We start from the raw sequence: 20,985 nt of genomic DNA, 5'->3' as shown, positions 1-20,985 counted from the left end.
CCTTTAAAAGAATTTAATCAGCGATCATAAAATTGGCATATTTTTTGCTTAAATGGTGCATGATTTGAGTTGATGTCACTATTTTGGCGCGAAAAGATTCAAAGAGTGTGCGAAAACATCAAGATTGCCTGCTTTAAAAGAGTGCGCAAAAGTCGCAATAGTTTCTTGCATTTCGGTCATGTACAAAAGACAAATTCAGTCTATCTTTGACATGAGAGTGCAAGATCATTGCATTAAATTGATCTTAGTGTGAGAAAGTTAGACTAAGTCGCAAAGAAGTTCGATAGTCAGCGCCCGTTTCAGGGCCAAGTAGAAAGAAGGGTACGCTATGCACATGCCATCGCCTAATACTGTAGCTCCCGCTCAAGGTTTATACCAACCGGATGAGTTTAAAGATAACTGTGGTTTCGGCCTTATTGCACACATGCAAGGGGACGAGAGTCATGATCTGGTCAAGACCGCTATTCATAGCTTGAGCTGTATGACCCACCGTGGTGGTATCGCCGCCGATGGTAAGACAGGGGATGGATGTGGTTTATTGTTGGCAATGCCAAAACAGTTTTTCCGAGAAGAAGCGAAAAAGCTGAGCGATATTACCCTGAGTGAAATTTTTGCGGTAGGTACCATTTTTCTGAATTTGGACCCAGCAATCGCGGCACACTCAAAACAAATTCTGAGCAAAGAAATTGAAGAAGAAGGTCTGCGTGTTTTGGCTTGGCGTGTAGTGCCAACGAATAATGCAGCACTCGGTGAAATTGCGATGCAATCTTTGCCTGCCTTTGAACAGATTATTGTGAACTGCCCTATGGGAGTTACTGAGGTTGAATTTAACCGTAAGTTATTCTTGGCACGTCGTCGTGCAGAGCAGCAACTTAGCAATGATCCGTCATTCTATGTCACAACACTGTGCTCAACTGTTATCAGCTATAAAGGCTTGATGATGCCTGCTGCGATTGCAGACTTCTATACAGACCTTGCTGATGAACGTTTGGCATCACATATTGTGGTGTTCCATCAACGCTTCTCAACCAATACTTTACCGCGTTGGCCGTTGGCTCAGCCATTCCGTTACCTTGCACACAATGGTGAGATCAATACCATTACCGCAAACCGTAACTGGGCAATGGCACGTACACCAAAATTCGCAAACCCATTATTGCCAGGCTTAACTGAGCTTAAGCCAATCGTAAACCGTACCGGTTCTGACTCTTCAAGCTTGGATAACATGCTTGAAATCCTTGTGGGCGGTGGTATGGATCTGTTCCGTGCACTGCGTATGCTGGTTCCACCAGCGTGGCAAAACGTTGAAACATTGGATGCTGACTTACGTGCATTCTATGAGTTTAACTCGAAGCATATGGAAGCTTGGGATGGTCCAGCAGGTCTGGTAATTCAGGATGGTCGTCATGCAATCTGTATGTTAGACCGTAATGGTTTACGTCCAGCGCGTTGGGTGATCACGAAAAATGGTTATATCACTTTAGCATCTGAAATTGGTGTTTGGGATTATCAACCTGAAGATGTGATTTCTAAAGGTCGAGTTGGTCCTGGTCAGATTTTAGTAGTAGATACTTTCACCGGTAAATTGCTAGATACCAAAGATGTCAGCAACCATTTGAAGAAAATGCGTCCATATCGTGAATGGTTACGTGAAAATTCAATTCGCCTGCAAGGCAGCCCAGAACTTGAAGAATATTTGTGCGAGCAAGGTTTAAAAGGTGATGACCTGAAAGCAGCGCAAAAAATGTTTATGGTGACCTTTGAAGAGCGTGACCAATTACTACGTCCAATCGCAGAAAGTGGTCAGGAAGCGGTAGGTTCGATGGGTGATGACACGCCAATGGCCGTGTTGTCGCGTCAAGTCCGTCATGTATCAGATTACTTCCGTCAACAGTTTGCGCAAGTAACAAATCCGCCAATCGATCCATTACGTGAATCGATTGTGATGTCATTGGAAACATGCTTTGGTCGTGAGCAAAACGTATTTGAACAAGGTCCAGAACATGCAGATCGTTTAATTGTCTCAAGTCCTGTACTGTCAAACTCGAAAATGCATCAAATCCGTACTTTAGGTCGTAAGGGTTATGAAATTGCAGATATCGATTTGAACTACGCTGAGAGTGAAGGTTTAGCGGCAGCAATCACGCGTATCTGCGAAGAATCTGCACAAGCGATTCGTGATGGCAAAACTTTATTATTGCTTTCGGACAAAAAAATCCGTGAAGGCTATTTACCTGCCAATGCTGTAATGGCAACAGGTGCAGTACATCACCACTTGATTAATGTTGGTTTACGTACTGATGCCAACATTATTGTGGAAACAGGTTTTGCTCGTGACCCACATCAATTTGCAGTGATTTTAGGTTTTGGTGCAACCGCAATTTATCCATATTTAGCCTACGATGTAATCAATGACTTGATTGTAAAAGGCGAGTTATTGGGTGATCCAATTCATGCGCAAGCAAATTTCCGTAAAGGGATTGATAAAGGTTTGTTGAAAGTTCTGTCTAAGATGGGAATTTCAACGGTTGCTTCTTACCGTGGCGGTCAGTTGTTTGAAGCCGTGGGGCTGTCTGAAGAAGTGGTGGGCAAATGCTTTAGTGGCGTACCTAGCCGTATTAAAGGGGCAACCTTTGTTGACCTTGAAAATGATCAGAAAAAATTGGCAGATACTGCGTGGAAATCACGTAAGCCAATCGATCAAGGTGGTTTGCTGAAATTTGTATTCGACAAGGAATACCATGCATTTAACCCTGACGTGATCAATGCTTTACACAAGGCTGTACGTTCAGGCAACTATGCAGACTTTAAAGAATATGCAGAACTTGTGAATCATCGCCCTATCGCGACCATTCGTGACTTGTTCAAGTTAAAAACAGACAATTCAATTGCATTGGAAGAAGTTGAATCAGTTGAAGCAATCTTGCCGCGCTTTGACTCAGCGGGGATGTCTCTGGGTGCCTTGTCTCCTGAAGCGCATGAAGCCATTGCAATTGCGATGAACACCATTGGTGGTCGTTCGAACTCGGGTGAGGGCGGTGAAGATCCTGCGCGTTACGGTACGATTCGTAACTCGAAAATCAAACAGATTGCATCAGGTCGTTTTGGTGTAACACCGGCATACTTAACTTCTGCAGAAGTGTTGCAGATTAAAGTGGCGCAAGGGGCAAAACCAGGTGAGGGCGGTCAGTTACCAGGTGGTAAAGTGAATGGCTTAATTGCGCGTTTACGTTACTCAGTACCTGGGGTAACACTGATTTCTCCACCTCCGCACCACGATATTTATTCAATTGAAGATTTATCGCAATTGATCTTTGACTTAAAACAAGTCAATCCAAAAGCGATGGTTTCGGTGAAACTGGTTTCTGAGCCAGGTGTGGGAACAATCGCAGCAGGTGTAGCGAAAGCCTATGCTGACTTTATTACCATTTCAGGTTATGACGGTGGTACAGCCGCATCACCACTTTCTTCGATTCACCATGCTGGTTCACCATGGGAATTGGGTCTTTCTGAAGCGCATCAAGCCCTTCGTGTGAATGACTTGCGTGGTAAAGTTCGCGTACAAACTGATGGTGGTTTAAAAACTGGTTTAGATGTGGTTAAAGCGGCAATTTTGGGTGCAGAAAGCTTTGGCTTTGGTTCAACCCCAATGATTGCTTTAGGTTGTAAATACCTACGTATCTGCCACTTGAACAACTGTGCAACCGGTGTTGCGACTCAGCAAGATCATTTACGTCAGGAACACTACATTGGTGAACCTGAAATGTTGATCAACTTCTTCCACTTTATTGCGGAAGAAACACGTGAATGGTTGGCGGCATTAGGTGTTGCAAGCCTGAAAGATTTGATTGGTCGTACCGATTTACTCGAAGTATTACCGGGTGAAACTGAAAAGCATGCTCACCTAGACCTTAGTGCATTGCTTGAATCACATCCTGCGGCTCAAGGTAAGGCTCAATATTGCCAAGTTGAAGGGAATGCGCCATTTGACAAAGGCTTGTTGGCTGAGCAGATGGTTGCTGAAATGTTGCCAGCGATTGAAGCAGGTACTGGCGGTGAATATAGCTTCACAGTGGGTAACTGTGACCGTTCAATCGGTGCACGTATCTCGGGTGAAATTGCACGTCGTTACGGCAATTTAGATATGGAAGCGCATCCTGTAGTGATGAACCTGAAAGGTACTGCTGGTCAGTCTTTAGGTGTATGGAACGCAGGTGGTTTGCACATCAAACTTGAAGGTGATGCGAACGACTATGTCGGTAAAGGCATGGCTGGTGGTCGTGTGTCGATCTTCCCACCAAAAGGTTCACCATTCCAAACACAAGAAACTGCGATTATCGGTAACACCTGTTTATATGGTGCAACAGGCGGTAAGGTGTTTGCTGCGGGGACTGCAGGTGAGCGTTTTGCGGTACGTAACTCAGGTGCTTTCGCGGTCATTGAAGGCGCGGGCGATCACTGCTGTGAATACATGACTGGTGGTGTGGTGACTGTACTCGGTAAAGTGGGTCACAACTTCGGTGCAGGTATGACGGGTGGTTTTGCTTATGTACTCGACTTGGATAATGACTTTGTCGATTACTACAACCACGAGTTAATTGAGTTGAACCGTATCTCAACAGAATCGATGGAAGAGCATCAAGAATTCTTGTTACGTATTCTAGATGAGCATATTGCTGAAACGGGTAGTGCTTGGGCGTATAAGATCCGCAACGAGTTCGATTTTTACAGCCGTAAATTCTGGCTTGTAAAACCAAAAGCTGCTAACTTGCTTACGCTTTTGAAAACGACCAAAGCTGATCCACAATAATTCCACTACTGCAGATATATAGGCAGGTGCAGCAGATAAAAAAGACTGCACCTACCCACGGAGAGAGACATGGCAGAGCGCCTAAATAATGACTTTCAATTCCTGGATGTCGCACGGCAAGATCCAGAGAAAAAAGATATTACTGTCCGCAAAGCAGAGTTTGTGGAAATTTATAAACCGTTTACTGCGGAAGTGGCTGCGAATCAGACCCACCGCTGTTTAGGTTGTGGTAACCCGTATTGTGAATGGAAATGCCCAGTACACAACTACATTCCAAACTGGTTAAAACTGATTGCGGAAGGTCGTATTTTCCAAGCGGCTGAACTTTGTCACCAAACCAATACTTTGCCTGAAGTGTGTGGTCGTGTTTGTCCACAAGACCGTCTGTGTGAAGGGGCGTGTACCCTGAATGATGGTTTTGGTGCAGTCACTATCGGTAATGCTGAAAAGTATATTAACGATACTGCTTTTGCACTGGGCTGGCGTCCAGACATGTCACATGTGAAATGGACGGACAAGAAAGTTGCGATTATTGGTGCGGGTCCTGCGGGTCTAGGCTGTGCGGATATTCTGGTGCGTAACGGGGTAAAACCAGTGGTCTTTGATAAGCGTCCTGAAATTGGTGGATTACTCACATTTGGTATTCCTGAATTCAAGATGGAAAAAGACGTGATGAAACGTCGTCGTGAAATTTTCACGGGGATGGGCGTTGAATTCCGTTTAAATACCGAAATTGGTACGGACATTACCATTGAGCAGTTACTTGCCGACTATGATGCAGTGTTCATGGGCATGGGGACTTACACTTACATGAAAGGTGGTTTCCCTGGTGAAGATCTAAATGGCGTGTATGATGCCCTAGACTTCTTGATTGCCAACGTCAATCGTTGCCAAGGTTGGGAAAAAGATCCAAGCGAATACATCAGTGTTGATGGTAAAAAAGTGGTTGTGCTCGGTGGTGGTGATACCGCGATGGACTGTAACCGTACTTCATTGCGTCAAGGCGCGCATGATGTGACGTGTGCTTACCGTCGTGATGAAAGCAACATGCCGGGTTCTGCACGTGAAGTGAAAAATGCTTACGAAGAAGGCGTGAAATTCCTATTTAACCGTCAACCGATTGAAATTGTCGGTGAAAATGGCAAAGTTACGGGTGTGAAATTCGTAACGACACAAATGGGTGAGCCTGATAGTCGTGGTCGTCGTAGCCCTGAGCCAGTGCCGGGGTCTGAAGAAATTTTACCAGCAGATGCAGTCTTACTTGCATTTGGATTCCGTCCTAGTCCAGCGGACTGGTTTGCGGGTGCGAATATTGGTTTAGATGGTTCTGGTCGTGTTGTTGCTGCTGAAAAGCAACAATATAAATTCCAAACGTCTAACCCGAAAATTTTTGCAGGTGGCGATATGGTGCGTGGTTCTGACTTGGTTGTAACGGCAATCTGGGAAGGTCGCCAAGCAGCAGAAGGAATTCTAGACTATCTCGATGTTTAATTTGACCTGATATCATTCAAATTAAGCGCATTTTAAAACCCACTTCGGTGGGTTTTTTTATGGCGATTTAACCAATAATCGGGTTGAGCCATTTGGCAAATGGACTAAGCATTTTTGCCATTTAGTGATAGCGATGACATTTAGATACTGAGACTTTGTATTTTGACTCAAGTTGAGATGTCACCATGCTGAACCCGACGACAGAAAAATCATACTTAAATCGTCCTCAAGCAAACGGTATCACTGTGCGCCAGTTGCAGTTCAATCCGAAAGCAATTCATCGCCATTATTTTGCCAATTCTCCTGTGATGTCACATTTGCTGACTGCTTTATCTTCAACTTTTCCGATTGGTGAGCAATTTTTTGTGCATAGTGTGCGTAACGTGCGGGATCAGGTCACTGATCAAGTTTTACAGGCGCAGATTGCAGCATTTATTGGGCAGGAAGCCATGCATTCCAAAGCACACACGGAATTTAATCAGGCTTGGCGACGTGATGATTATCAGCTGGATCGTTTTCAGGCATGGTTAGCGCGTAAAGATCATCATGTCAAAAGTCTACATCCTAAAATTCAGTTGGCCATTACCTGCGCCTTTGAGCATTTCACTGCTTTATTGGGAGGCTATATTTTACGTCATCCCGAAGTGTTGAGTACTTTAGATGAAGATGCTCAAAAATTGTGGGTCTGGCATGCCATAGAGGAAATTGAACATCGCGCTGTGGCTTTTGATGTGTATCAGCATATCTATGGGGATGATGCTGTACGCCGCATGATAATGCGGAGTGTGACCACAGGATTTGCCAGTTTAACTTTTTATTCTGCGACACGTCTGTTTTGGCAAGACCGAAAAAGGAGTGTCCTGAAAGTAAAAGGGAATATCTTTGGCATCTGTCTATTGTTAAAAATGTTGGTGCAGTTGGCACCTGAATATTGGAGTTATTATCAACGGGACTTTCATCCAGCTGCACATGACTATTGTCAGATTGTGAATTACTGGAAACAACGATTAGCGGAAGATTATCAAATGCAAGGATTTCAAGCGGATGCCACGCTTACATAAGATTGAACTGGTTTGGGTCGGGAATTCCCCGACTTTTTTGTGCTTAAAATAAAACAAATCAAACACAAGCAAAATGGATTCAGTCTACAATGTTGTCATTCAGTGAAAATGACATGCTAAGAATAAAATGAGGATCGAATCATGCAGTGGATGAAAAAAAGTGCGCTGATCATGTTGTTGAGTAGTAGTTTGATGCTCACGGGTTGTGGTTATAACACCATGCAAGTCAAAGATGAAGCCGTCACCGCAGCTTGGTCAGAAGTGCAAAACCAGTATCAACGCCGTGCCGATTTGGTGCCTAATTTGGTCAATGTGGTGAAGGGTTACGCCAAACACGAAGAGCAAGTCCTGACTGAAGTGACTCAGGCCAGAGCCAATGTCGCGGGTTTAAAAGTTGATAAGGAAGTCTTGGAAGATCCAGCATTGTTCCAGAAATATCAAGAAGCTCAAGGGCAGCTTACAGGTGCGTTGTCACGTTTGATAGCGGTTTCCGAAAACTATCCCGATTTAAAAGCCAATGAACAATTTCGTGATCTACAGGTTCAGCTTGAAGGCACTGAGAATCGGATTGCTGTAGCGCGAAATCGCTATATCACCACAGTACAAGATTACAATGCCTATGTGCGACAGTTCCCGCAGGTGATGACGGCAAAAGTGATTGGCATGCATACTAAACCAAACTTTAGTGCGGAACAAAGTGCGCAGACTGCCCCGAAAGTCTCCTTTTAATTGATCTTGAAGCAGAATAGTCAAATGACTTGTTTGAAAGACAGGATGCATCAAGCAGTTTTATGGTTGCTCAGTGGTTTCTTGTCTTTGATTTTATGTTCATTGAGTTGGGCAGAGACTAATCAAACAGAAAGTCATACTGAAGATGCCGTTGTGATCGGTAAGATTCTACAACAAGCTAAAAACGGGGCTGTGCCTACAGAGATTCAACAACAGGCATCCTCTTCGGTACACGTTGCGAATGATTTGGCTGATGGGCAAATGCGTAGCTTATCCAGCTTGAATGCACCTGTGATTGATCAAGCCAATATTCTTTCAGCTCAGGACAAACAGTTTCTTAGCGATCAGATTCTCAAATTGCATCAGCTAGGCAAAGCTCAAATTGGTGTCATTATTGTACCGACTACAGGACAGGAAGCGATTTTTGATTATGCGATGCGGGTTGCCGAGCAATGGCAGTTGGGCACGGCAAAACGAGATAATGGGTTGCTGATGGTCATCGCGATTAATGACCGTAAAATTCAGATCTTGACGGGTTATGGTTTAGAAGGCGTATTGCCTGATATTGTGGCGGGACAGATCATTCGTAATCAGATCACGCCATATTTTAAACAAGCTGAATATGCGCAGGGGATTCAAGCTGGGCTGAGTGAAATCGAGCGAATCTTGAATTTAGATCCTGAAATTGCCCAGCAAGCCGCACAACAATTAAAAGAACAACAAGCACAGGCATTACATGAACAGCAAGCACGTTCTCAACTTTGGACCTATGCCTTAATTATTGTTGTAGTTGGTACTTTTGCCTCCATGATGATTGGCAAACGGCTTAGTGCGGCGACTTCGGGAGTAGCAGGTGTGGTGGCTGGTTTGGTTAGTGGAGTCGGTTTACTCACCAGCTTATTAGTTGGCTTTGGAATTTTCTTGCTGCTTGTTACATCATTTGCACAATTGATTTTACAAATTATTGCTTCTGGTGGAGGTGGTTCGGGGCGCGGTTCTGGCGGTGGTTTTGGTGGCGGAGGTGGCTACCGAGGCGGTGGTGGTGGTTTTGGTGGGGGAGGTGCTTCAGGCTCATGGTAACAGTAACAGATTCAACGCAAATAGTCACAACACCGAATGTGCAAGAACATGCCCAACCGAGTTTTAAACGTTGGCTCAAGCATAGTTTTTATTTTCAATATACTCGACGTTATTTCAAACCTGTTGACCTACAGAAAATAGCAGCTGCTGTACAGCAAGCTGAATGTGGGCATGTCGGTGAAATTCAGGTGGTGGTAGAAGGGCATTTACCTTGTTTACAAGCGTATAAACAGAATACCCGAAAACGTGCCGAGCAGTTATTTTCTGAACTGGGTGTCTGGGATACTGAATATAATAGTGGTGTGCTGCTGTACTTAAATTTATGTGAACGGCAGGTTGAACTTATATTTGATCGCGGATTGCATCAGGTCATTAAGCAAGAAGTTTGGAATGTAATTTGCCAGGACATAGTGCAGCAATTTAGCCAACGACAATATGTTGAGGCGGTCATACAAGCAATTTTAAAAATAGGTGAGTTGTTACAGCAATTTTATGTTGAGCAAGGAATAGAGCAAAAAAATGAATTACCGAATGCGCCAATAATATTTAATTAAAAACGCACCTATCTTAGATGCGTTTTTAATATTTAATGAGGATTACAATGCTACGATTGTACCAGCGGTAGGTGAGCCATTTGTACAACCTTTAGGTAGGTATTTTGCATCAGCATCAGAGGTACAAGTCCAAATTCCTGTAGCCGCACGGCTAAGTGAGATAATTTTACCCGCGATGGCTGGCGAGCCAGCTAAAGTACAAGTAAGAGCGTTTGTTGCTGCACCAGCAGTTACAGCTTCTGCTCCATAAGCTGTACAACGAGTGCTTGAAGTAGCAGCAAAACCAAGTTGTCCTAAAGCAGTAATAGTTGTACCTTCGTTGACGAGGTTTTCGTATCCTGTTTTAACGGCTGTAATTTCAGCTAACCCAGCTGAAACTTGTGATTTAGCAATGTAGGTTTGATATGCAGGAATTGCGATTGCTGCTAAAATACCGATAATAGCGACAACGATCATTAATAGCTACCATTCCATAAGTCACTTTATATGGACATACATCAAATCATTGAATTATATTGTTTTACTTCATTCTTCATTTTGTCCATATGGACATGCTTTTAAAAGGACAAATTTTCCCAATTTGTCCATATCAGAAAATAGCTTTTACTTAGTGTGATAGGATGAATTTTTGTACAAGCAGACTGATCGTAAAGTATTTTAAAATTTTGACAAGCTAAAAACAGAATAAAAAAGTCCAGCCTCATTTATAAGCCAACTTCTGTATTTCTTCTTTATGCTGAAGAATCACATGTCTTGCATGATGCAGAAGAATACGCCTAGTCGCTTCGTCATCACCAAATTGAATGGGAAAAACTTTTACAGCTGGACGAGGTATTCGTTCGTTTACTTTGAAGTCTTTTAGCCGTTTCACTCTATTATTCCCTATTATATGAAGCTTTCAGCATAGGACAGAATTTTCAATTTCAAAGTGGATTGGTAAGCAAATAAGCAAAACAATTCAACTAACAAGCACACATCTGCTTAACTGCTAATAATTTAGTTTTCCTGCTGCAAGTAACTTTCATATGCATATCTCGCAAAACCGACAAAACTGACATTTTTTGTCACTTAATTTCATAAATTTACTTATGTATACACTAAGATTTTTAATCTATTAAACAATGTATTGATTTAAAAGCATATAATTGATTAATATACTTTGGCACATTTTGTGCAAACTATAAATTAGCTTACAAAGCTTATAAATAAATTAACAAAACATTTGTGGAGAATGTTATGAATGCTCAAAAAGGCTTTACATTGATCGAGCTGATGATTGTTGTCGCTATTATCGGTATTTTGGCTGCAATTGCGATTCCTGCTTACTCTGACTACACTGGTCGTGCCCAAGCATCCGAAGGCTTTAAAGCAACTTCAGGTTTACAAACAGATATTGGTGTTTTTGTAAATGAATATAATCGTGCCCCTACAACAGATGATTTATCCGCAGCTACTAAACCAGCAGGGGCGATTGATGCAGCTGCAGACGCATTGACAGGTAAATACTTTACTGCGGGTGGAGTAACTGTTACTGATGGTGGTGTAATCACTGTTACTTTTAACGCTGGTACAAATTCAGGTAAGAAAATGACTTTAACTCCTACTGTAATAACAGCAAACAATCAAATTTCAAAATGGATTTGTGCTCCCGCTGCTCAAGATGGTATTGATAAGGCTCGTTTACCAACTAGCTGTCAATCATAAAATTCTATTCAAAACGCATCTAAATTAGATGCGTTTTTTGTTTTAATTCAAAATTTTCTAGCAGCAGCGAATTGCACTTTTCCAGCAATATTTCATAATCTTCTTTCAATTGCTCATAATCACTTTTCACCGCTTTGGTCTTACTTTTAGCTTTTTCAATTTGCTGTGCAGGCGAAAGAACATTTTGCTCTGCGTCAATCGCAGCCAGCTCAATCGCCTCCACCAGTGCCGCATAACGGCTCTTCTTAATCGAACCCCGCTTACGTCCAGCCTCAAACGCCACCGTGTCATTATTAATGGCAGAACCTTTTGGTAGGACGGTCGGTTTGTTGGCTTTCAATCGCTCCAAAGCAGCATAATATTCATTGAGTACACTCATGTTTTAACCCTCAATATTCACAGTTTTAATCTTTTGAATGGTCTTATTCAATGCCACAATGTCTCTGTCCATTTGTCCGTATAGCAAACTACCTTGCACTTGCGCATCCCGAACTCGCTGTAGCCGTTGAACCGCTTTATTCATCTTCTCTGCACTAGCAATATCGAAAATTGCATGGGCACAATTCAAACAACTGGTAATCGCAGTAAATGAAATTTTTTCGCAAGAATCAGGATTAGTACAAGCACCAAACAGGCTAGTCTTGCAAGCAATTTCCCCTTTTTTCATACGCTTGATGGTTTCATCACGATTCGGAAATACTGTGAGTAATTGCTCGCGGTCTTTTTGCAGCTGCAAATAGTTTCCTGCACCACCGAGCAAACGGCTAGCACTATTAATTACACCATCCTCAAATTGTTCATAAGAATGTACCAAACGCTGATATTCTAGTTCTTGAATAAATTCTTTCTGGCTATCACTGGCTAAAATGTTTGGAGCAAACACCGCATTATCTCGATAATACAAAGTCATGGCTTCGGTTAAATGTTTATATTGAACCGACATGGCACCAAGTCCGATCATGCCTGAACGAGCGCCATAGACAGCCAATGAGCGTCTAAATTGATGGGTACAGATATTCCAGTACTCACCAATTTGACAGTCTTTTTCTTCTCGCCAATTAAGAAAACCATCAAATGCTTCTAGCTCTGCTAAATCACTTTCAGTAATTCTCAATCCATCACCAAACGATGCCGAGATGCGGTTTAGATACTGGTTAAAGTTGGACTGCGTTCTAGTCGGAGCACCTGAAAAATTGGAAATAAAATCCGTTTCATTTTCAATATTTTGATTCTTTTTATGCCGATGTTTCTGCGAATACAGGGTTGGAAATAATGGGTATTCAGCAGGATTAGACAGATCATAATGCGGATTGAGCAAGGCATAGATTTCACCTATGCTTTGTGCTGCACGTACCCCAAGCTGGATATCTTCAAAGCTAATCCAATAGGTAGACTTGTTACCGCCACCATGTAACTTGGAGGTATAGCCTATTAACACATGCACTAGGTGCTCATTGCTCTGAACAGTTTGGTAACAGTCATAAGACAGCTGATTTACTTCATTATCCCGCATGCCTGTAAACAGATGAATCCAAAGCTTGGCCATACCTTGAATCAACGTCATATAACGGGTGAGATTGGCATGTTTTTGAATCTGATTATTTTCAAACAGTGCCGTTAAGCCAAGCAAATCTCGAGCATCCACAAAACTCACTGCATTTTTATAATCTTTAAACTCACGTGGCATACGCGCAAAAAACGGCTCTTGTTGAATGCGCTGAAACCACTGATGTAAAGCAGGTACATAATGATTAAACTCATTCAATTTCTCTGCTAACCCATTAATTAAACTTATATAAATACGAGATGGAATCAACTTAGTTTGCGGACCTACTTTGCCCGACTGCAACTTGAGTTGAGCAGCCAACTTTGCTAAATGCTCAATCGGTTGATATGTATTAAATGCTGGAATGAGCAATGGATATTGCTGTTGTAAGGCAAAACAATCAGTTAAAAATGCTTTAATTTGGAGTGCTTTTTGATGGCTCACGCCAACATAAGCATCATTTACTTTTGAGATATAAGCAACATCGCCAAATAACTGCTGCAATGTACAGCCATTGCGGTATGCGATAGCAGCAAACTGGCGCAAAATAGTATGCCGCTTCTCAATACTTTTAATAATCGACTTGCCAGATTTTATATAAAGCAAAGCAAAACTGATTTTTTTCATTTCTGCCCGAATTTGGCAGAAGAGAAAGTCATCTTCACGGGAATTCTCAAGCCAGCTATCAAAATTCAGGCGACAGTGACACTTCGGTAAATATGGAGAAAGATCCCACACATTGTCTGAATAAACTGATAATGTTTCACCGCTTTTCATTCGCGATAATACAAAAGTATTTGCAACAGTCAGCTGATTATTCTGTAGGTTGTACTCATCAGGTAAGAATTGCTCAGTAACACCAAGACCGTATAAATATGAATTAAATGAACTCATGCGACCCACCCCAAATCGATTAAAAGCTCAAAATGATTGAGCCAATAGGCATCTAAATCACCACTTTCAACTTCTTCCTGAATCAAAAAAATACGATCACGTAAATTTCCATAAGTATTTGATAACTCTTCGATCACTTCATCGATACGATGTAGTACAACGCCGAACTGTTGTTCCCACTTGATTAAGTCCGTGGCTTTTTGCTTAACGTAGCCGAGCAGACTTTTCAGTGATAAAAGCTTACGCACATCTTCGTCATCAGCATGAACTGCATAATGTTGGCAAAATAAACAGTGCTCAAATTGCTGACAGTTAGGTTTAGGAGCTTGTTCGGTAAAACCTAAAGCTTTTTCAGGATGTGGAGCTGCTGTAATACATGCACCGACAGGTAAGGTCTGAACATCAACAGTTTCATCTAACATTTGTACAGCGATTCTCTCAAGTGTTCGTGTTTTTGAGACCGCAACTTCTCGCAGCTCATTAAAAAACTGTGAAATTTGCTGGGCTGCATCTTTGAATGAAGTACGTGCATAATTATTTCTTGCCGTATCGAGTGAGTGACCCATTACTTCAGCTTCAAGCAGTAGATCACCATCGCTAAACTCAACAGTTTGACTGCTTTTATGCTTACGCCACTGTTGTGGTGTAATCCAGACCATTCGTGGGAATATGCGCTGAAAAAGCTTTTTCATTAATTGTAATCTGCTGTAGCTGACAGGTCCCAAATGTTGAATTTCGTTGCGTAATGGAAAGATGAAATCACATGCTTCATCTTGAATATACCATTCACGAAGTTCCAGAATCTTCCTAAACACTGGCTCAAATTTCGCCCCAAATTCTGGGTATACTGTCTTGCCTCCTGCACGGCTTTTTGTTCCCGAAAACCTTCGCCCTTGGGTACTTGGTAGGATTTCCATCGTATCGAGTTCTAACTGTTGAGCAGTGTCTAAATTTGCCCCAGTTTGTGCAATAAATAACAACATGCCAATGCAAAGACCATAGGAGGCGAGTCGTTCTCGCTCGGTATGTCGTTTGTCTTTATTACGTTTTTCAAGATTACGAATCGCTTGATTGCGATTCTCACGTAAACGTTTTCGATGCTCACTATCTTCTTCTAATTCAAAATCAGCTAGCATTTTGGAAAAAGCTGGAATAACTGGATATTTGACTAAATAACTCTGTATATCAAACTGGATATGCTGTTTTTCATTTTGATGATGAAAACCGGAATAAAAATAAAAGTTCTCTTCATCAACCGATTTAAAATGCGCTGGAAAACTCTCTTCTTGCACAACGATACGATGGATTTCAAGAAAGACATTCTGCAAAGTCGCATAAGTTTTTTGATGATCTTCTTCCGCAATCGGTAATATAGGTACATCATAACGCTGGGACTGTACTTGCATTGCTTGACTAACAATATCAATTTCATGACAGTCAAATACATATGCGATTAATTTGGCTGTATTACGCTGATATTGCTTTGCTGTATGTGCAGCCAAACTTTCCTCTTCAGTATCCGCAAGCAAAGTGCGATCAACTAAATATTTACTGTAACGACGATACGCATCAATCACACTATCTTGATTCGATAAATCAAAAACTTTCTTTTGCTGATCCACCCAATCTAGAAACATTTTACTAGTATAGTAAAAAAGTCCTTTTGACAAATCTGATCCGCTCATTTGCAGCAAATAGTCGGTCAAACATTGTAAAAAATAACGCCTTTTTTCATCAAATGATGCAGCTAACTGCTGTTCTGACAAAATCTCGTCAGATACTCTTTTACGGTAAAACAGAGTTCCAATATCTAATGTCTTAAAACCAAAAGAAGCAGTTTTATCTTTGCAGACGAGAACAAGTCGCTCATATTCATTAATTTGTTTGTTGATATCGGAGATATGGACAAACAATGGGGTACGTGTGAAGCTCATGAAAAATCTCCTACTGGATTGACAGAAGACATCACATACTTCATTAAACTTGACTCATACTCATGCTGAATTTTATTACGCCACTGTAAACGAGATTTGTAATTCAAATATTGTAAAGTGGTGCTGATGTTGCGATGACCCATGCGAGCTTGCACATATTCGACAGCTGTCATCGCCGAGTGCCCTTCGGGCAGGTGTTGTAACTGACTTTCAAGCAGGTTCATACCAAAACTGGCACGTAAATCATGGAATTTAAAACTTTGAAATTGCGGATCAATCAAGCGAATTTCAGGCAATAACACACCTTTTAAATAGCTGCGTACCGCTTCGCCTTCATAAAGCTTAAGCCTAGCCCCAAATGAGTCAGAAGCTTTAATCTTATCGGTCAGCTCTTGCTGTTCTGCTTTGCTGGTATAAAAAGGTGTACCAAGCTTGGTGAGAAATACATAATTTTCATCCGAGTCAGCATAGTTTGACTTCTGTCTACGCTGTTGAGCTTGCTCACTATTGATATAAATTTTAAGATCTAGCGCCAACCAATGCGGAATTAGCAGCGTCATTGGCTTTTGAAATTTAGTGTCCACACCTGTCCCAGCCCCAACAGGCAGACGAATAAAGCCATGATTATCAGACTCTCGGTTGAATAAGCACTTGATTCGTAAAGTACAAATTGTTTGCAGGCGAGCACCCGTGAACAATGCAAGATAGAACATCAACTGATATTCAAGTGATGATTTTTGCAGTGCTTTTAATACAACAGCTTGCTCTTCAACAGTAAGTGGGCTTAATTCACCACCATCTAAAATCGCTTCAGAGTTTTGGGCTTTAGCAGGAACATGAATTGCAAGATCATGTGACTTAATTGCCATTTTTCGACGTGCGCCAAACTCATTATCCACGGCAATATATTTATAGACATCCTGAAATGGAAGTCCATAACGTTGATGGTCAACTAAGTCTTCCGTTACAAGAAATCGATAAAAGTTCACCACTGCATTAATTCGACCACGTGCAGAACTGGCTGAAATTAGACCTGCATTTGCCTGCTCAATAAGACGAGTACGATATTTAAAAATCGCATTTAACTGTTTTAGTTTATGAAATTTCAAACAGTCCAGCTGCTCATCTTCTAAAAAGCGCTGAAAATCAACAAGCTGATGAGCAATAGATGCAAATGTTTTAAAATCATACTGTATTGTTTGCTCAAGTTTTTTCAGCAAATACAGATTAAAAATTTCAGAAGGGTTGCCATCTCCCTGGATAATCACAGGGAATTCGAGATACGCATCACCATGTTTTTCGAACGCTGCATCATTTAAACGATCAGCTGCCTTTCTCAACGTCGATAACTGAAATTTTTTAATGGTCACAACTTTGGCTTTTGATTGGTAGCGTGACTGACCATTTTTAAGTTTAGTGCTCATTTTGAGCCTCCTGTTTATTAAAAACAGGCAAAAAGTGATCTTGAGATAGGATTGACAAAAATGTCCCTATTCATCAAAATACAAATGTCTGATCAGCAATGAAGACATCCATAAAAGCTCATGGTTACGACATGGGCTTTTATACTTTTTGCCGAATGAAAATAATTACTTTTTTGTCAATTCACTCTGTTCCTCCTTTCTTAATCGTTCCAATTCTGTAATAAAAAAAGCATTCATTGACTGATGTCTTTTCTTTGCCGTTTGTTTGGCCCAAGAAACTAAATCTGTGGGTAAGCGAAGATTTGTTTGTTTCATATGCAATAAACTACTTGTTAGCATATTGCTAACATAGCAATATGCTAACACTTATGTCAATTTTTTTTTTATAGCATAATGCTAGTACTAAAATTTCTAGTATTCATGGAATGTATGGGTAAAAAAGACATTCAATTTAACCTTCGAATTCCAGAAGAGTTAAAAAATAAAGTGGATGATGCTGCGAAAGCCAATCAACGTTCCATCAATGCTGAAGCAACTTCTCGGCTTTATGATTCATTCGTCATGAATGATAATATCCAAGTTGAAGCGGCAAAAATCGTTGAAAAATTTTTACGATCACACTCTCCTACAGAACGGAAAAAAGTAGTAGCTAAACGTTTAAATTTCGTATTAAGCGAATTAAAAAAAATTTATCATTTTAGAGAATTTACAATTGCTGAATTAGCTTTTGAGATACGTGAAGATACGGCTGATGAAGCTGAAGCATGGTTTAGGGCAGAATTAGAACCTACATTTGGACAACTGGAAAAAATAGCGCAACATACTTCAGTAAATCCAAACTGGTTACTCTTTGGTAAACAGACTCCATATGATATTCAACATACACGTTTGAATGAGTATTTAGAAAAAGATATAAAGCTGCTCTTAGGTTCAAATCCTAATAATGAATATTTAAATAACTCAAGGGTGAAAGAAATAAAGTTTATTCGAGAACTGTCAGAAACGGGGCAATTAATTATTCTTAAAATCTATGAAAATTATGCAGTTGAAACTTTTTCACCTCCATACCATATTAGCAATGTAAATGGTGATGGTGGATATAGATCATTGTTATATTTTTGCTTATTGACCAAAGTGTTACTGCGATATTACACCCATAATGTATCTATACATAGCCACCTTCTTCCAGAAGAGCAGTTTAAACTTATTTTGACTGGAACAGTTCATCCCTTAACAATTGTAGAAAAATTACATCATATTCCTTGGATTGATGATTTAGCAGATAAACTTCCTGACGGAATTTTAGACTATTGGAATGGTTTTGATGTATTAAGAGCAAGAATAATTCAAGATTTTGCTAAAGAGAAATACATTCAGACGATTTGGAATGATCCTGAATTGCATCTAAAGCATCCTATTCAGCTTTAAAATAGCGATGGCGTATTACTGAATGTCATTCCTTTTTTCAGGTTCATTACTATATTCAAACAAGTCCTGCATATTACAATTAAAATATTTACACAAGGTATCTGCAACCGAAAGTTCAATTCGAATCGCACGATCATAATACAAATTCGTCAAGGTATTACGGTTAATACTAGTGGCATGCGCCACATCACTTAGCTTCAAAATTTTGCGTTCGCCCATCAGAGCGGATAATCTACATCTAATCATAACAACTCACAAAACAACATTTCAACCCATAGCAGGTTATTTTAACTTGATACAAAGTTCTATCTATGCTAATTTCAACCTGCAACAGGTTATTTTACATATCAAAGAAGCAAATTAACCTTCTTAAATATCATTATATATTGTTTCAAAGGAGTTTTAGCGATGAATAACTACTTTTCCCCAAAATTATCTGTTTCAGAAGAAGTCCGTTCGACTGCCGTTGCACTCATCAAAGAGTTTAATATTGACCGGACATTTGATTTAGCTTTGTTTCTAAATGTAAACCCCAATTTAAATGATCAAGATGCCGTTTTAGCTTGGGTTAATAATTTTTCGAAAATTCAACATGATCTTAACGATTTCAACCAAGTTCGTCGCCACTTCATGAAAAATTTTCCTAAAATCATGTTTACAAACTTTAGTGAATAAAACAAACAAAGGGAGATATAAATATCTCCTTTAATTTTTTACATCAATCTACTTCAGAATGAGACAATGCTCTTATGGTAATCTCAACTAAAAGTGAAACTTAATTTAATTGATTTTAAAAATATGGAATCATCTATAGAAACAGGTCATGTTGAGCCATCAGTCATTGCTTTTGACGTATTTGGTACACTTATAAAATAGGAGAAAGACGTTTCCCATATAGAAAATTAATGAAATAGCTGAAAGAAAATGGGTGACAACCAAAACCTGATGATGCTAAATTTATTATATCCCGCAATTTAAATTTGGTAGAACGTGTAAAGCTATTAGCAGCAAATATTCCAGACCAGTTTCTGCAAGAACTTGAACATGATTTAAATGAAGAATTACGGTCTATTGCACTATATGAAGATACCTTAACTACTTTGGAAGAATTAAAAAAAATTGGGGATTAAATTGGGATTATGCTAAAATTTAGCTATGCCATATGGAAAATTTTTTTCTTCATTATTACCTCCCCTTGATACTTATGCTTGGAGTTATGAAGTTGGTGTAATTAAACCTGGACCGAAAATCTATCAATCGCTAATTGACCAACTACGTTGCCAAACTTCAGAAGTTTTATTTATTGGGGACACAGCTCTTGGCTGATTTTACAGGGACAACAGCATTTGGCATGTCTGCTAGATTGATAGATCGTAAAAATGGTCAAAAATTGGCAGATATTTTAGTGGATATTATTGGCTGACAAGTATTTGCTCTCAGGACTGAGAAAAAATTATTTTTAAAAATATATGTAAGTTCAATCACTAAAATTAGTCTCCTTTCTTTAGTTTTTCTATATAAGCCTCGCATTGAGGAGGCAAACCAAGATTATATTTTAAAGCGATATCTACTCTAGCTGTCACATACTCGATATTTTGAATTTCACGCTGCTGAGCAAAAATTTGAATCGCAGGATGTAACTGTTCTGAGCAACTCGCATCATTACTAAAGTATTTTAGTATCTTGGTTTCATAAAAATAAATAGCAGCAAACAATCGACCATCTTCAAAAATAATCGCTGATGAAGCATCTAAACTGGATGCAGACCGACCTTCATAGTACAAAGCCTCATCTGTTTTCAACAAATAAGGCGCTGAGTAATGCTCAAAATGAGATTGAAATTTTTGATAATCATGCTTTAACAGCTTTTGAAGTTCTGTTTGAATTTTTTGATTTGAAGCAATTTGCGTAATTGATGAAATATCTGAATATTGATCTAAGTCTAACGCTTGTGCATGAATCAATGTAGGAAGAAACAAAAGAAGAGCAAAGGAATATTTCTGCTTCATAGCGGGAACGAGTCTGTCGTTTATTCGATGATGTCCATATGAGCTTACTTATGGAATGTTCATTTTATATGGACACTTATGGAGTATCAATTAGGGTAAAACCTTTTTGAGCGTTCATAACATTCTCCACAAATGTTTTGTGTTTATTTAATTATTAGCTTTGTAAGCTAGTTTATAGTCAGCACAATTTGTGCCAATCAATATTAGCTACTTATTGGTTGTGAAATCAATGCCTTGTTTGGGAATAAGAAAAAATAATTAAAATGGATTGCAGTGTTTTGTAAATAAGTGACAAAAAGTGTTAATTATGCAAATTTAAAG

The 20,985-nt window shown here is 40.1% G+C and carries 16 protein-coding genes and 1 pseudogene; 10 read left to right on the top strand and 7 right to left on the bottom strand.

The window, feature by feature from the left end:
- Positions 1-334: 334 nt before the first annotated feature.
- The 6 genes from gltB (at position 335) to ACWQ4X_RS12410 (ending at position 9,725) form a co-directional block, all read left to right on the top strand.
- Entirely contained in the window at positions 335-4,810 is a 4,476-nt protein-coding gene (gltB, locus tag ACWQ4X_RS12435; RefSeq protein WP_457903854.1) for a glutamate synthase large subunit, read from the top strand.
- A 69-nt stretch (positions 4,811-4,879) separates the two neighbouring features.
- Positions 4,880-6,301: an FAD-dependent oxidoreductase gene (locus ACWQ4X_RS12430; protein ID WP_457903853.1), complete on the top strand. Its 1,422-nt coding sequence runs from the start codon at positions 4,880-4,882 to the stop codon at positions 6,299-6,301.
- Positions 6,302-6,486: 185 nt separating this feature from the next.
- Positions 6,487-7,362: a metal-dependent hydrolase gene (locus tag ACWQ4X_RS12425; protein WP_457903852.1), complete on the top strand. Its 876-nt coding sequence runs from the start codon at positions 6,487-6,489 to the stop codon at positions 7,360-7,362.
- Between the two features lie 141 nt (positions 7,363-7,503).
- A complete protein-coding gene (locus tag ACWQ4X_RS12420) occupies positions 7,504-8,091 on the top strand; it encodes a LemA family protein (RefSeq protein WP_161932971.1) in 588 nt (195 codons plus the stop codon).
- 45 nt (positions 8,092-8,136) lie between these two features.
- Positions 8,137-9,171, top strand: a complete 1,035-nt coding sequence (locus tag ACWQ4X_RS12415) for a TPM domain-containing protein (RefSeq protein ID WP_457903851.1) — start codon at positions 8,137-8,139, stop codon at positions 9,169-9,171.
- Complete coding sequence (locus ACWQ4X_RS12410) at positions 9,165-9,725, top strand: TPM domain-containing protein (protein WP_457903850.1); 561 nt, start codon at positions 9,165-9,167, stop codon at positions 9,723-9,725. The genes ACWQ4X_RS12415 and ACWQ4X_RS12410 overlap by 7 nt, the downstream gene beginning before the upstream one ends.
- Before the next feature lie 42 nt (positions 9,726-9,767).
- Here ACWQ4X_RS12410 and ACWQ4X_RS12405 read toward each other — a convergent pair whose 3' ends face one another.
- Positions 9,768-10,181, bottom strand: a complete 414-nt coding sequence (locus ACWQ4X_RS12405) for a pilin (protein ID WP_457903849.1) — start codon at positions 10,179-10,181, stop codon at positions 9,768-9,770.
- Between the two features lie 780 nt (positions 10,182-10,961).
- On the opposite strand from ACWQ4X_RS12405, the gene ACWQ4X_RS12400 reads away from it, so the two are divergent.
- Complete coding sequence (locus ACWQ4X_RS12400; protein ID WP_457903848.1) at positions 10,962-11,429, top strand: pilin; 468 nt, start codon at positions 10,962-10,964, stop codon at positions 11,427-11,429.
- A 19-nt stretch (positions 11,430-11,448) separates the two neighbouring features.
- Here the strand turns inward: ACWQ4X_RS12400 and ACWQ4X_RS12395 are convergent, their stop codons facing one another.
- The 4 genes from ACWQ4X_RS12395 to ACWQ4X_RS12380 are packed head-to-tail and all read right to left on the bottom strand — an operon-like array spanning position 11,449 to position 17,227.
- Positions 11,449-11,808, bottom strand: coding sequence for a hypothetical protein (locus tag ACWQ4X_RS12395; protein WP_457903847.1), 360 nt, complete (start codon positions 11,806-11,808; stop codon positions 11,449-11,451).
- Between the two features lie 3 nt (positions 11,809-11,811).
- Entirely contained in the window at positions 11,812-13,869 is a 2,058-nt protein-coding gene (locus ACWQ4X_RS12390) for a hypothetical protein (protein WP_151837703.1), read from the bottom strand.
- Positions 13,866-15,803, bottom strand: a complete 1,938-nt coding sequence (locus ACWQ4X_RS12385) for a hypothetical protein (RefSeq protein WP_457903846.1) — start codon at positions 15,801-15,803, stop codon at positions 13,866-13,868. The genes ACWQ4X_RS12390 and ACWQ4X_RS12385 overlap by 4 nt, the downstream gene beginning before the upstream one ends.
- On the bottom strand, positions 15,800-17,227 hold the full coding sequence (locus ACWQ4X_RS12380; RefSeq protein WP_004691481.1) for a tyrosine-type recombinase/integrase: 1,428 nt from the start codon (positions 17,225-17,227) through the stop codon (positions 15,800-15,802). The genes ACWQ4X_RS12385 and ACWQ4X_RS12380 overlap by 4 nt, the downstream gene beginning before the upstream one ends.
- A gap of 429 nt (positions 17,228-17,656) precedes the next feature.
- Between ACWQ4X_RS12380 and ACWQ4X_RS12375 the strand changes: the two genes are divergently transcribed.
- Positions 17,657-18,655 (top strand): Arc family DNA-binding protein, encoded by a 999-nt coding sequence (locus ACWQ4X_RS12375; protein ID WP_457903845.1) that lies wholly within the window; start codon positions 17,657-17,659, stop codon positions 18,653-18,655.
- A gap of 15 nt (positions 18,656-18,670) precedes the next feature.
- Here the strand turns inward: ACWQ4X_RS12375 and ACWQ4X_RS12370 are convergent, their stop codons facing one another.
- Positions 18,671-18,901, bottom strand: a complete 231-nt coding sequence (locus tag ACWQ4X_RS12370; RefSeq protein WP_004691483.1) for a helix-turn-helix domain-containing protein — start codon at positions 18,899-18,901, stop codon at positions 18,671-18,673.
- Between the two features lie 162 nt (positions 18,902-19,063).
- Between ACWQ4X_RS12370 and ACWQ4X_RS12365 the strand changes: the two genes are divergently transcribed.
- On the top strand, positions 19,064-19,330 hold the full coding sequence (locus tag ACWQ4X_RS12365) for a hypothetical protein (protein ID WP_004691484.1): 267 nt from the start codon (positions 19,064-19,066) through the stop codon (positions 19,328-19,330).
- A 123-nt stretch (positions 19,331-19,453) separates the two neighbouring features.
- Positions 19,454-20,078 (top strand): annotated as a pseudogene (locus tag ACWQ4X_RS12360) (HAD family hydrolase).
- A 67-nt stretch (positions 20,079-20,145) separates the two neighbouring features.
- Here the strand turns inward: ACWQ4X_RS12360 and ACWQ4X_RS12355 are convergent.
- Positions 20,146-20,664: a hypothetical protein gene (locus ACWQ4X_RS12355; protein WP_004691485.1), complete on the bottom strand. Its 519-nt coding sequence runs from the start codon at positions 20,662-20,664 to the stop codon at positions 20,146-20,148.
- Between the last annotated feature and the right edge of the window lie 321 nt (positions 20,665-20,985).

The sequence above is a fragment of the Acinetobacter sp. NigerLNRRAM0016 genome, assembly GCF_054112845.1.
Note: the sequence above shows the minus strand (reverse complement) of the source record. Positions and strands in the feature narration are given on the sequence as shown.

Bases quoted from the DNA above. Each gene is read 5' to 3' on its own strand.
- ACWQ4X_RS12400 (WP_457903848.1), top strand. From the start codon at position 10,962: ATGAATGCTCAAAAAGGCTTTACATTGATCGAGCTGATGATTGTTGTC.
- ACWQ4X_RS12420 (WP_161932971.1), top strand. From the start codon at position 7,504: ATGCAGTGGATGAAAAAAAGTGCGCTGATCATGTTGTTGAGTAGTAGT.
- ACWQ4X_RS12415 (WP_457903851.1), top strand. From the start codon at position 8,137: ATGCATCAAGCAGTTTTATGGTTGCTCAGTGGTTTCTTGTCTTTGATT.
- ACWQ4X_RS12425 (WP_457903852.1), top strand. From the start codon at position 6,487: ATGCTGAACCCGACGACAGAAAAATCATACTTAAATCGTCCTCAAGCA.
- ACWQ4X_RS12410 (WP_457903850.1), top strand. From the start codon at position 9,165: ATGGTAACAGTAACAGATTCAACGCAAATAGTCACAACACCGAATGTG.
- gltB (WP_457903854.1), top strand. From the start codon at position 335: ATGCCATCGCCTAATACTGTAGCTCCCGCTCAAGGTTTATACCAACCG.
- ACWQ4X_RS12370 (WP_004691483.1), bottom strand. From the start codon at position 18,901: ATGATTAGATGTAGATTATCCGCTCTGATGGGCGAACGCAAAATTTTG.
- ACWQ4X_RS12430 (WP_457903853.1), top strand. From the start codon at position 4,880: ATGGCAGAGCGCCTAAATAATGACTTTCAATTCCTGGATGTCGCACGG.
- ACWQ4X_RS12355 (WP_004691485.1), bottom strand. From the start codon at position 20,664: ATGAAGCAGAAATATTCCTTTGCTCTTCTTTTGTTTCTTCCTACATTG.
- ACWQ4X_RS12405 (WP_457903849.1), bottom strand. From the start codon at position 10,181: ATGATCGTTGTCGCTATTATCGGTATTTTAGCAGCAATCGCAATTCCT.
- ACWQ4X_RS12390 (WP_151837703.1), bottom strand. From the start codon at position 13,869: ATGAGTTCATTTAATTCATATTTATACGGTCTTGGTGTTACTGAGCAA.
- ACWQ4X_RS12365 (WP_004691484.1), top strand. From the start codon at position 19,064: ATGAATAACTACTTTTCCCCAAAATTATCTGTTTCAGAAGAAGTCCGT.
- ACWQ4X_RS12380 (WP_004691481.1), bottom strand. From the start codon at position 17,227: ATGAGCACTAAACTTAAAAATGGTCAGTCACGCTACCAATCAAAAGCC.
- ACWQ4X_RS12375 (WP_457903845.1), top strand. From the start codon at position 17,657: ATGGGTAAAAAAGACATTCAATTTAACCTTCGAATTCCAGAAGAGTTA.
- ACWQ4X_RS12385 (WP_457903846.1), bottom strand. From the start codon at position 15,803: ATGAGCTTCACACGTACCCCATTGTTTGTCCATATCTCCGATATCAAC.
- ACWQ4X_RS12395 (WP_457903847.1), bottom strand. From the start codon at position 11,808: ATGAGTGTACTCAATGAATATTATGCTGCTTTGGAGCGATTGAAAGCC.